The 12,299-nt window shown below is 64.7% G+C and carries 9 protein-coding genes; 4 read left to right on the forward strand and 5 right to left on the reverse strand.

Translation table 11 applies throughout. From position 1 onward, the window contains the following. Positions 1 to 62 precede the first annotated feature (62 nt). Complete coding sequence (locus tag AKN83_RS07045; protein WP_050406754.1) at positions 63 to 977, forward strand: SDR family oxidoreductase; 915 nt, start codon at positions 63 to 65, stop codon at positions 975 to 977. Positions 978 to 1,075: 98 nt separating this feature from the next. Then, positions 1,076 to 2,245 carry an SMP-30/gluconolactonase/LRE family protein gene (locus AKN83_RS07050; RefSeq protein WP_430641497.1) on the forward strand — a complete coding sequence of 390 codons (1,170 nt, stop codon included), beginning with the start codon at positions 1,076 to 1,078 and terminating at the stop codon, positions 2,243 to 2,245. A 44-nt stretch (positions 2,246 to 2,289) separates the two neighbouring features. Here the strand turns inward: AKN83_RS07050 and ppc are convergent, their stop codons facing one another. From ppc to AKN83_RS07065, 3 genes are all read right to left on the reverse strand, one after another. Next, positions 2,290 to 5,082, reverse strand: a complete 2,793-nt coding sequence (gene ppc, locus AKN83_RS07055) for a phosphoenolpyruvate carboxylase (protein ID WP_050406755.1) — start codon at positions 5,080 to 5,082, stop codon at positions 2,290 to 2,292. A gap of 150 nt (positions 5,083 to 5,232) precedes the next feature. Then, complete coding sequence (locus AKN83_RS07060) at positions 5,233 to 6,780, reverse strand: acyl-CoA synthetase (RefSeq protein WP_050406756.1); 1,548 nt, start codon at positions 6,778 to 6,780, stop codon at positions 5,233 to 5,235. A gap of 110 nt (positions 6,781 to 6,890) precedes the next feature. Continuing rightward, positions 6,891 to 7,703, reverse strand: a complete 813-nt coding sequence (locus AKN83_RS07065; protein ID WP_050406757.1) for a crotonase/enoyl-CoA hydratase family protein — start codon at positions 7,701 to 7,703, stop codon at positions 6,891 to 6,893. Positions 7,704 to 7,803: 100 nt separating this feature from the next. Between AKN83_RS07065 and AKN83_RS07070 the strand changes: the two genes are divergently transcribed. Both AKN83_RS07070 and AKN83_RS07075 read left to right on the forward strand, forming a co-directional pair. Beyond that, the gene (locus tag AKN83_RS07070; protein WP_050406795.1) at positions 7,804 to 8,679 is read left to right on the forward strand and encodes an SDR family oxidoreductase; all 876 of its coding nucleotides are present in this window, start codon (positions 7,804 to 7,806) and stop codon (positions 8,677 to 8,679) included. A gap of 146 nt (positions 8,680 to 8,825) precedes the next feature. After that, positions 8,826 to 10,406 (forward strand): fatty acid--CoA ligase, encoded by a 1,581-nt coding sequence (locus AKN83_RS07075; RefSeq protein ID WP_050406758.1) that lies wholly within the window; start codon positions 8,826 to 8,828, stop codon positions 10,404 to 10,406. Between the two features lie 102 nt (positions 10,407 to 10,508). On the opposite strand, the gene AKN83_RS07080 is transcribed toward AKN83_RS07075, so the two are convergent. Both AKN83_RS07080 and AKN83_RS07085 read right to left on the reverse strand, forming a co-directional pair. After that, positions 10,509 to 10,979, reverse strand: a complete 471-nt coding sequence (locus AKN83_RS07080) for a GFA family protein (protein ID WP_050406759.1) — start codon at positions 10,977 to 10,979, stop codon at positions 10,509 to 10,511. Positions 10,980 to 11,005: 26 nt separating this feature from the next. Then, complete coding sequence (locus AKN83_RS07085) at positions 11,006 to 12,280, reverse strand: acyl-CoA dehydrogenase family protein (RefSeq protein ID WP_063695243.1); 1,275 nt, start codon at positions 12,278 to 12,280, stop codon at positions 11,006 to 11,008. Positions 12,281 to 12,299 lie beyond the last annotated feature (19 nt).

Here is a 12,299-nt window from a genome sequence, read left to right on the forward strand (position 1 = left end):
GATTCCGGGTTCGATGCTGACGCATCGCCCCGGAATGACGGACAGCAACAAGGAGAATCGACATGGCAAAATCACTGCAGGACAAAGTCATTATCGTCACCGGCGCGGGCCGCGGCATCGGCCGCGAGATAGCGCTGCTCTGCGCGGCGGAAGGCGCCAAGGTCGTGGTCAACGATCCCGGTGGCGCGGCCGACGGTGGCGGCTCGAGCGCGGCGCCCGCCGAGGAGGTGGTCGAGGAGATCAAGAAGCGCGGCGGCACGGCGGTCGCCAATTTCGAGTCGGTGGCGGAAGCCATTCCCGCCAGCAAGATCGTGAAGACCGCGACCGATCATTTCGGCAGGCTCGACGGCGTCGTCAACAATGCCGGCATCCTGCGCGACATGATCTTCCACAAGATGAGCGTGGAAGCCTTCGAGGCCGTCATCAAGGTGCATCTGATGGGCTCGTTCTATGTCTCGCACGCCGCCGCGCGCATCTACCGCGAGCAGGAGTCGGGCTCGTTCGTGCACTTCACCTCGACCTCCGGCCTGATCGGCAATTACGGCCAGGCCAACTACGCCGCCGCCAAGCTTGGCATCGTCGGCCTGTCGAAGTCGATCGCGCTCGACATGGGCCGCTTCAATGTGCGCTCGAACTGCGTGTCGCCGTTCGCCTGGACCCGCATGATCGGCACCATTCCGACCGAGACCGATGCCGAGAAGGCGCGCGTCGAGAAGATCAAGCAGATGGGCCCGGAGAAGATCGCGCCGGTCTGCGCCTATCTGCTCTCGGATGCCGCCAAGGACGTCACCGGGCAGATCTTCGGCGTGCGCATGAACGAGATCTTCCTGTTCGGCCAGCATCGTCCGGTGCGCTCGGTGCATCGCGGCGAAGGCTGGACGCCGCAGACCATTGCCGAGCACGGCATGCCGGCGCTGAAGGGATCGTTCGCCAAGCTCGACCGCTCGGCCGATGTCTTCACCTGGGATCCGATCTGACAGTTTTATGAAAAAGTCGCCTCCGCGAAACCGCGGGGGCGACACACTCTTTGGTTGTTTTTCATTGCGCGCCCGCTTTGTGCCAGAATTGCGCGGGTATGATCGTCCTCCCCGATAACAAGAAACCTGGGAGGACTTTCGTGACAAATCCAAGCAACGCAGCTCCAAGCAACACAGCAAAACACGAGAACGACGGCGCAAAGGCGTTCGATCGTCGAGCCATCTTGCGCGGTGCAACCGCGCTTGTTGCAACTGCGATGGCTGCATCCGATGCCGCCGCGCGCGATTACGGCCGCAACGCGGAGCCGCAGCGTTATCCCGATCCGGACATCGTCGTGATCGACGACAAGCGCTTCAAGGCCAAGGTCGGCAACACCGCGATCAAGCGGCTGTACACCGGCTGCCTGTGGGCTGAAGGCCCGGCCTGGAACGCGCAGGGCCAGTATCTGGTGTGGAGCGACATCCCGGCCAACCGGCAGTTGCGCTATCTCGACGATGACGGCCACATCTCCGAGCAGTTCCACAAGCCGTCGAACGAGGCCAACGGCTCGACCTTCGATTTCGAGGGCCGCCAGATCACGGCCGAGCGCACGCGGCTGGTGCGGTACGAGCACGACGGAACCGTCACGTCGCTGGCCGAGCAGGCCAATGGCAAGCAGCTCAACGGACCGAACGACATGGTCGTCCATCCCAACGACAAGTCGATCTGGTTCACCGATCCCGGCTACGGCGCAGTCTCGATCTACGAGGGCCAGCGCGCCAACACCGGCTCGGTTCAGCCCTACCAGAAGGAAGCCGTCTACCGCATCGACGCTGCGACCGGCCAGATCACCAAGGTCGCCGACGAGCCATTCAAGCCGAACGGGATCGCCTTCAGCCACGACTACAAGAAGGTCTATGTCTGCGACACCGGCACCACGCACTATCCGAACGCCAAGAACATCGTGTGGCAGTACGACCTCAACGGCGACAAGCTCTCGAACCCTCGCACGCTGATCGACATGACGCTGGACGGCAAGTCGGGTTTCCCCGACGGCCTGCGCGTCGACATCGACGGCAACATCTGGGTCGGCGCCGGCTGGGTCGGACCGGGCTATGACGGCGTGCAGGTGTTCGCGCCCGACGGCGCGCGTATCGGCCAGATCCTGCTGCCGGAAACCTGCGCCAACCTCACCTTCGGCGGCAAGAAGCGCAACCGGCTGTTCATGACTGCGAGCCAGTCACTCTACGCGGTCTATGTGGAGACGAAGGGCGCGCACAACTGCTAAGCACTCGTCGTCCCGGCGCAGGTCGGCTTTCGCCGGGGCGACAATCAGCCGCTATTCCTTAACCCCGCCGAGATTCCGTTGATCGTGATCTGGATCCCGCGCAGCACCTGCTCGTCCGGGTTCTGCGCGCGATGCTCCTTCAGCAACTCCACCTGCACGTGGTTGAGCGGATCGAGATAGGGAAAGCGGTTGCGGATTCCGCGCTCCAGCAGCGGGTTGCCCTGCAGCAGGCGGTCGTGGCCCATGATGTCGAGCAGCGTCTCGATCGACAGATGCCACTCGCGGCGGATCTGACCGAAAATCTTCTCGCGTAACGCGACGTCAGGCACCAGCTCGGCGTAGCGCGAGGCGATCGCGATCGAGCTCTTCGCCAGCACCATGTCCATGTTGGAGAGCAGCGTGCGGAAGAACGGCCATTCCCTGTAGAACTCCTGCAGGAACGGCATGCCCTGCTCGGGGTGCTCGGCAATCCAGGATTCGACCGCGCTGCCGAAGCCATACCAGCCCGGCAGCATCAGCCGGCATTGCGCCCAGGAGAACACCCAGGGAATCGCGCGCAGGTCCTCGATCTCGCGGGTCTTCTTGCGCGAGGCCGGACGGCTGCCGATGTTCAAGGTCGCGATCTCGTTGATCACGGTCGAGCCCCAGAAATAGTCGGCGAAGCCTTCGGTTTCATAGACGAGACCGCGATAGGCCTTGAAGGCGAGCGCGGAAATTTCCTCCATCGCCTTGAGATATTCGGGGCGTGGCGCGCTCTGCCGCGGTTGCAGCAGGCTGGTTTCCAGCGTGGCGGCGGCGAGGATTTCGAGGTTGCTGCGGCCGACCTCGGCATTGGAATATTTCGACGAGATGATCTCGCCCTGCTCGGTGATGCGGATCTGGCCGTTCACCGCGCCGCCGGGCTGCGCGATGATCGCGTCATAGCTCGGACCGCCGCCGCGGCCGACCGAGCCGCCGCGGCCATGGAACAGGCGCAGCCGCACGCCGTGCCGCTCGAACACCTCGACGAGGCCGATCTCGGCCTTGTAGAGTTCCCAGCCCGAGGTGACGAAGCCGCCGTCCTTGTTGCTGTCGGAATAGCCGAGCATCACCTCCTGCACGCTGCCGAGGCTGTCGACCAGCTTGCGATAGTCGTGCAGCACCAGCATGCGGTCCATGATGCCACTGGAGGCCTGCAGGTCCTCGATGGTCTCGAACAGCGGCACGATGTTGATGGCGCTGCGGCCGGACGGATTGACCAGCCCAACTTCCTTCAGCAGCACCGCGACCTCGAGCATGTCGGACATCCCCTTGCACATCGAGATGATGCATTGAGGGATCACCTCGTGGCCGAACCTGGCGTGCGCCTCGGCCGCGGCCCGGAACACATCGAGCTCGCTCTGGGTCTCCTCGGAATATTTGACGAAGGGCGAAGCCAGTGGCCGCGCGTTGCGCAATTCGCCAAGCAGCAGGCTGACGCGCGCATCCTCGCCGAGCGCCAGATAGGACATGCCGGGATTTGCGGTATCGAGCAGCTCGGCGATTGTGCGCTCATGCACCGCCGAGTTCTGGCGGATGTCGAGCCGCGCCAAATGGAAGCCGAAGCAATCCACCGCCCGCCGCAACTGCCGCAGCCGGCCGCGCGCGATCACGCCGGAATTGTTCGCGATCAGCGAGCGATTGAGCACGTCGAGATCAGCCTGGAACTCGCTGACGCTCGCATAGGGCTCGGCCTTGCCGACCGGCGGACGCGTAGTCTCGACTTCGAGCCGCATCGCGGTCGCCGCGAGCCGCGCATAGATGCCGGATACCGCCAGACGATAAGGCTCGCCGCTGCGATGCGGCGAGGTGTCGGGCGAGCGCTCGGCAAGGATCCGCAATTCGTCCGAGACGTCGGCGAGATGCGCCGCCAGCGACAGCTCGGCGCCAAGCGCGTGCAGCTCCTCGAGGTAGAAGCTGAGCACCCGGCTCGACTGCAGCCGCAGCGTGCCGCGCATCACCTCCGCGGTAACGAACGGATTGCCGTCGCGGTCGCCACCGATCCAGCTTCCCATCCGGAGGAACGAGGCGAGTTCGCCAGCCTCGCCGCCCTCCTTGTTCAGGCGGTCCTCCAGCGCGCAGTGCACGCGCGGGACTTCCTGCAGGAAGGTGTAATCGTAGAACGACAGGCCGTTGGCGACCTCGTCGAGCACGGTCAGCTTGGTCCGGCGCAGCAGGTTGGTCTGCCATAGCGTCACCACCGCGCGGCGCAGCTGCTCGTCGCTGGCTTCGCTCTCCTCAGGCGTCATCTGCAGCCGCTCGCGGCGGTCGAGCAGCTCCGCGATCTCCATCTCGCGGTCCATCGTGCTCTTGCGGCGGACCTCGGTCGGATGCGCGGTCAGAACCGGGCTGACCAGCGCACTTTTGAAGAAGCTGCGCAGGTCGGCCGGGCTGATGCCGGCCTGGCGGGCATGCACCAGCGTCTGCTCCAGCGTGCTCGGCCGCGGCGCCCCGCTGGGGCCGCGGCTGCGCATCTGGCGGATGTTGTTCTGGTCCTCGGCAATGTTGGCGAGGTGGGAGAAATAGCTGAAGGCGCGGACGATCCGCAGCGTCTCGGCGATCGACATGCTGTCGAGGATGCCTTCCAGCTCCCGCCGCGCCAGCTTGTCCTCGTCGCGATGGAACCGGACCGAGGTCTGGCGGATGCGCTCGACCAGGTCGAACACGTCGGCCCCCTCCTGGTCGCGCACGGTGTCGCCCAGCACGCGCCCCAGCAGCCGGATATCGTTCCGGAGCCGTGCATCCTCCTCTTGCGCTGCCTTCTCTGCGGCACTCCTGGCACCGAGGTCGGTCTCGGAAAGCATGGTCTGGGGTGACATGGCGGGCTACTCCAGAGGCTGCCGGGTTCCTCCGGAGTGTGCGCTTTTTTTGCCGCAGCGCAAGATGAACTTGGAAGCGGTGCACACTCGGCCGTCGTCCCGGCCTGGCGCGCGATTGCGTGCAGGGGCCGGGACGTCAGTGGGTGCGGCCTAAATCCTCCGTCCCGCCCGCTCCCAATATGGATCGCGCAGCCGACGCTTGAAGATTTTCCCGGAATCCTCGCGCGGCAGGTTGGACTGGATCTCGATGTGCTTGGGCACCTTGTAGTCGGCCAGTGCGGTCTTGAGCTGGGCGCGGACTGAGGCGATGTCGAGCGTGACGCCGGGCTGCGGTTCGACTACCGCCATCAGCGCCTCACCGAACTCGGCGTCGGGAATGCCGAACACCGCACAATCGTGCACGCCGGGCACCGCATGCAGCACCGCCTCGATCTCGGCCGGATAGATGTTGACGCCGCCTGATATCACCATGTCGCGCTTGCGGTCGCAAATGAAGACGTAGCCGTCGGCGTCGATATAGCCGACGTCGCCCGAGGTGATGAATCCCTGCCGGTCGATCTCGGCGCGCTTCTCGGACTTGTTGTGATAGGTGAAATCGGGATTGCCCGCGATCCGCGAATAGATCTCGCCGATCTGGCCCGGCGCCACCTCCTTGCCGTCGTCGCCGATGAAGCGAAGCTCGGCGCCGGGCGCGATCTTGCCGACCGTGCCGGGCTTCTTCAGCGCGTCCTCGGAATTGGCGAACGTCACCGCACCTGACTCGGTCGAGCCGTAGAATTCGTAGATCACCGGCCCCCACCATTCGATCATGGCGCGCTTGACGTCGGGCGGACACGGCGCAGCGGCATGGATGATGTGGCGCAGCGACGACATGTCGTATTTCCGGCGAACCTCCTCCGGCAGCTTCATCAGGCGGATGAACATCGTCGGCACCATGAAGATGGTGTCGATCCTCTCCCGCTCGATCAGCGCCAGGAATTCCTCCGCGTCGAAGCGGGGCATCAGTACCAGCGCGCCGCCGAGCCTGCCCGAGCGCAGCCCGAAGGAATTCGGCGCCGAATGGTAGAGCGGCCCCGGCAGGATCGCGCGCGCCCCCGGCTTCAAGCCATAGATCATCTGGCGCATCGCTTCCGCATTGGCGGTCTGCTCCGGCGTCGGCGCGAAGCGGCGTACGCCCTTCGGATGGCCCGTGGTGCCTGAGGTGTAGATCATGTTCTGCGGCTGCGGCACCACAGGGCCGTCATAGCGCGGGAACTGCGCCAGCCAGGATTCGAAATCGATCGCGAAGTCGGGCGCCGCGAGATGATCAGGATTGATCTTGTAGTGGCTAAGGATTTCCGGCGGCGTCGGCACGCTGAGCACGGTGACATCATCAGGGATCGCGCCGCGCAGCGCATGCAGCATGTCGGCATGGCCGATCAGCACGCGCGTGCCGGAATCCGTCAGCACGTAGTTGATCTCCTCCGGCTTGAAGTGCCAGTTGATCGGCACGCCGTAGGCGCCGAGCCGCATCGCCGCGTAGGCCGCCTCGATGAACGCGATGTCGTTGCGCATCAGCATGCAGACGCTGTCGCCCGGCTTGACGCCGAGCTGGTTCAGGCCGCTGGCGATACGCTCGGTGCGCTCGGCGACCGCTGCGTGATCGCGGCGGCGATCGCCAGAGATGATGCCGAGGAACGGTTGGGTCGTTTCGCTCATTTTTTTCTTGTTCTTCGCTTGTCGGTTAGCAACGTTGATTGACTCCGTCATGACCGGAACATTCGCGCACGCGGTTCGCGCGCTTGCCCCGGCCATGACAGTGACGGCGGCTACCCCACGTCCGCAAACCTTGGCGCGCGCTTCTCCAGATTGGCGCGCACGGATTCGGTCTGGTTCGGGCTGCCGAGCAACTTCTGCTGCTCAACGGACTCCGCAAGCAGCGCAGGGCCCGGATCGACCGACAGATTGTTCAGCATGCGCTTGGCGGCACGGATCGCATCCGGGCTCTTGCCGGCGATCTCGCGCGCGAGTTCGAGCGCCGCCGCGCGCGGATCGTCACAGACGCGAGTGGCGAGGCCATAGCTTTGGGCCTCCTGCGCCGAGAAGATGCGGCCGGTATAGGTCAGCTCGCGCAGGATATCGTCGCGCACCAGGCTTGCCAGGATCGGCGTACCGGCCATGTCAGGGACCAGGCCCCATTTGATCTCCATGATCGACATCCGCGCGTCCGGCGACAGGAAGCGCATGTCGGCGCCGAGCGCGAGCTGGAAGCCGCCGCCGAACGCAACGCCATGGACCGCGGCGATCACGGGCACCGGAAGCTGCCGCCAGCCCCAGACCGCCTGTTGCGGGAAATTGGCCTTGCCATGGGTGCGGATCGTGAGATCGCGCTTCTCGCCGCCCGGCACCCCGTTACCGCCGTCCTTCATCGCGGCGAAACGGCCCATGTCGAGGCCGGCGCAGAAAGCACGGCCCTCGCCGGAGAGCACAACCACCCGCACACCTTTTTCCTTGGAAAGACGGTCGGTTGCGGCCACCAGCGCCTCGAACATCGCGGCATCGAGCGCGTTCATCTTGTCCGCCCGCACCAGGCGGACATCGGCGATACCGTCCGAAATCGATATCGAAACGCGATCTTCCATTGAAATCTCCTCCGCTTTTCCTCGTTGGCGCTTTACACAAAGGCCGTTGTCCGCTTTTAGTCAATCGACCAATTAACTGACAACCCCCGTGGAGGAAACGATGTTCACCAATCAGCTTCTCGCCGGGCGGCGCATTCTGGTCACCGGAGGCGGCACCGGCCTCGGCAAGTCGATGGCCGCGCGGTTCCTGCAGCTCGGCGCCGAGGTCCATATCTGCGGCCGCCGCAAGAGCGTCTGCGACGAGACCGCCACCGAGCTGATGGCCGAGCATGGCGGACGCGTCGTCAGCCACGGTGTCGATATCCGCAACGCGATGGCGGTCGACGAGATGATCGAGTCGATCTGGACCACCAGCGGTCCCCTCACCGATCTCATCAACAACGCCGCCGGCAACTTCATCTCGCGCTCCGAAGAGCTGTCGCCACGCGGCTTCGACGCGGTCGCCAACATCGTGATGCACGGCACCTTCTACGTGACGCATGCGGTGGGCCGGCGCTGGATCGCCGGCGGCCATCGCGGCAATGTGGTGTCGATCACCGTAACCTGGGTGCGCAACGGCTCGCCCTACGTGGTGCCGTCGGCGATGAGCAAGTCGGCGATCCATGCCATGACGATGTCGCTCGCGATCGAATGGGGCCGCCACGGCATCCGCCTCAACACCATCGCGCCGGGCGAGATCCCGACCGAGGGCATGAGCAAGCGCATCAAGCCCGGCGACGAGGCTGGCGCCCGGACCAAGGCGATGAACCCGATGGGCCGCGTCGGCACCATGGAGGAGTTGCAGAACCTCGCGGTGTTCCTGATCTCCGGCGGCTGTGACTGGATCAACGGCGAAACCATCGCCATGGACGGCGCCCAAGCGCTGGCGATGGGCGGCAATTTCTACCAGCTGCGCGACTGGAGCGACGACGACTGGACCAAGGCGCGCGAGTCGATCAAGGCGCAGAACGAGAAAGATCGCGCGGCGCGGGGCTGAGGAACGCGCGCCTGCCGCAATCACCGCCGTCGTCCTAAGCCAGGACGACGATATTGAAGTGATGTGCGCACTTCCCCCATATTGTTTTTCCCGCGCGATGCCGCCACACTCCGCGCAACCAAAACAAGACATCACGGGGGGAAGCAATGTCCGACACGCCGAAACTGAGCAACCTTGCCGACATGGTGCGCGACCGCGCCAAGGGCCGCGGCGCTGCGCTGGCCTATGAGTTCGAGGGCCGGCAGACCTCCTTCGCCGAATTCGACACCAACACCAACCGCGTCGCCAACGCGCTGATCGCGATGGGCATCAGGAAGGGCGAGCGCATCGCCTATCTCGGCAAGAACAGCGACTTCTATTTCGAATTGCTGATGGGCGCGATGAAGGCCGGCGTGGTGATGGCGCCAGTGAACTGGCGCCTCGCAGGCCCCGAGGTCGCCTTCATCGTCGACGACTGCAAGGCGCCCGTGCTGTTCGTGGGCCCCGAATTCATCACGCAGGCGCGCAACATCCGCGACAAGCTGCCCAGCGTTCGCACCATCATCACCACCGAGGGCGGCGTGCCGGAATGGCCGGACTATCTCGCCTGGCGCGACGCGCAGAGCGGCGACGACCCGCGCGTTGCGATCGAGCCGAAGGACATCGCGATCCAGCTCTACACCTCGGGCACCACCGGCAAGCCGAAGGGCGCGATGCTCTCGCACGCCAATTTCCTCAACTTGGTGCAGAGCGGCAACGAAGCCGAGAAACCGGAATGGAACCGGTGGACCACCGACGACGTCTCGCTGGTCGCGATGCCGATCTTCCACATCGGCGGCTCCGGCTGGGGCGTGATGGGGCTCTATCACGGCGCCCGCGGCGTCATCGCGCGCGAGTTCGATCCGACCAAGGTGCTCGACTTCTTCGAGCAGTCCGGCATCACAAAACTGTTCATGGTGCCGGCGGCGATGCAGTTCGTGGTGCGGCAGCCGCGCGCGCGGCAGGTCGACTTCTCCCGCCTGAAGTACATGCTGTACGGCGCCTCCCCGATCCCGGCCGCGCTGCTGAAGGAGTGCATCGAGGTCTTCAAATGCGGCTTCGTGCAGATGTACGGCATGACCGAGACCACCGGCACCATCGTCGCGCTGCCGCCGGAGGATCACATCGAGGGCCTCGACCGCATGCGCTCCGCCGGCAAGGCATTGCCCGGCATCGAGCTTGCGATCCTCGATCCGGACGGCAAGCCGCTGCCACCAGGCGAGGTCGGCGAGATCGCCACCCGCTCCGGCTCCAACATGGCCGGCTACTGGAACCTGCCCGAAGCCACCGCACGCACCATCGATAGCGACGGCTGGCTGCGCACCGGCGATGCCGGCTACATGGACCGCGACGGCTACCTCTACATCCACGACCGCATCAAGGACATGATCATCTCCGGCGGCGAGAACATCTACCCGGCCGAAGTCGAGAGCGCGCTGTGCGATCACCCCGACGTGGCGGAAGCCGCAGTGATCGGCATCCCCGACGACAAATGGGGTGAGGCTGTCAAGGCCGTGGTGGTGATGAAGCCGGGCAAGAGCGCGACCGCGACCGACATCATCAACTTCACCCGTGAGCGGATCGCCGGCTACAAGACGCCGAAATCGGTCGACTTCATTCCCGCACTGCCGCGCAATCCCTCGGGCAAGATTCTGCGGCGGACCTTGCGTGAGCCGTATTGGGCGGGCAAGGACCGGCAGGTGAACTAATCCGTCATTGCGAGGAGCGAAGCGACGAAGCAATCCATCACTCCGCAAGCGGCAGCAAGGATTGCTTCGCTTCGCTCGCAATGACGGAACGACAGTCCGCACCTATTGCTTCATCTTCTCCCGCAGCACTCGCCAGCGCGCCTGCGCCTCCTCCGGCCAGACCTCGTTCCGATCGTAATACTCGACGAACGCTTTTGCGCCCGGCGGCAACGTTACCCAGGGCTGCTTCGTCGACGTGAAGATGTGGACGTCGGGCGGACACCGGCCCGGATCATCCAGCGTGCCGACGCGGACGAAGCGCACCGCCGCGCCCGAACCCGGATAATTGCTCCAGACCGCGACCTTGCAGCGCGGGCAGCGGGCGATCTTCTGGCCCTTGCCGCTCGCCGAGGGCGTGTCAACAATCTCCGGCTCGGCCGCGATGTGCTCGACCCGCTCGGCCTCGTACATCGCGTTGAGCGCGTGCACGGTGCCGGTCTCGCGCTGGCACCAGGTGCAGTGGCAGGCATGCACGATCAGCGGCCCGCCGGTGAGGCGATAACGGACGTTTCTGCAAGTGCATCCACCTTCCATGTCGTACCGCCTCCTTCACTCACGCTTTAGTGCTTCCCCGCTCCCATGTAGCCGAACAGGAAGCCGGCTACCTTGCGCTTCTGGATCTCCTCGCTGCCTTCGGTGATGCGATAGCGGCGGTGGTGGCGGTAGATGTGCTCGAACGGCTTGTGGCGCGAATAGCCCATGCCGCCATGCACCTGCATCGCGCGGTCGGCGGCCTCGCAGCACAGCCGGTTTGCCCAGAAATTGCACATCGAGACCCGGTCCGACAGCGTGTGCTCGACCTGCGCCTGGGTCAGCTGATCCATCTCCCACGCAGTCTTGCGGATCAGCAGCCGCAGCATCTCGGCCTGGGTCGCGAGCTCGACCAGCGGCCACTGGATCGCCTGGTTCTCGGCCAGCGCCTTGCCGAACGGTTTTCGCTCGCGCGCGTATTTCACGCTCTCATTGATGCAATAGACCGCAGCGCCGAGCGAGCTCGCCGCCTGGCGGATGCGGTTCTCGTGGACAAAGCATTGCGCCAGCGACAGGCCGCGACCGACCTCGCCGAACTGCGCATCCTCGGGCACGAACACGTCGGTGAAGCTGACCCGCGGATGATCGGTCGGCATGTTGAAGGTCCACATGTATTCCTCGACCTTCACGCCCGCCGAGTTCGCCGGCACCAGGAAGCAGCTGATGCCCCGGGCGTCGCCGTCATTGCCTGACGTGCGGGCAAACAGCGCGCAGTGGGTTGCGACATGCATGCCTGTGGTCCACATCTTCTCGCCGTTGATGATCCAGCCCTTGACGTTGTCGCGCGTGGCTGGCACCGCCCTGGTTTCCATATGCGTGGCGTCGGAACCATGCTCGGGTTCGGTAAGGCCGAACGTGATGCGGTACTTGCCGGTGATCGAGCCGTCGATCATCGCCTTCTGCTCGTCGGTACCATAGCGGTCGAGCATGGTCACGATCGGCAAATTGCCGACGATCGAGTGCTCATTCTGCAGATCGTTGTGCAGGCCGAGACCCTTTGAGGCAAAATGTTCGCGGATCACGGCCATCCAGAGATTGGAGCCGTCCTTGCCGCCATAACGCTTTGGGATCGCGAAACGCAGATGGCCTGCGGCGTCGGCGAGGTTCTTGACCTTGCGCAGCAGGAGCTCCCACTCACGGCGCGGCAGGCCGCCTTTGTCGAAATCGGTGCGCGCCCATTCGCGGCGATGATCGAAGAAGCGGATGTTGTCGTCAGCCTCTTCAAGCGGCTTGATCTCGCGTTCGATGAATTGGTCGAGCTCGGCGAGATAGGCTGTCAGGTCAGCCGGCAGATTGAAATCCAAGGCGGTCACTCCCGAAGAA

It is taken from the genome of Bradyrhizobium embrapense, from assembly GCF_001189235.2.
GTDB lineage: Bacteria > Pseudomonadota > Alphaproteobacteria > Rhizobiales > Xanthobacteraceae > Bradyrhizobium > Bradyrhizobium embrapense.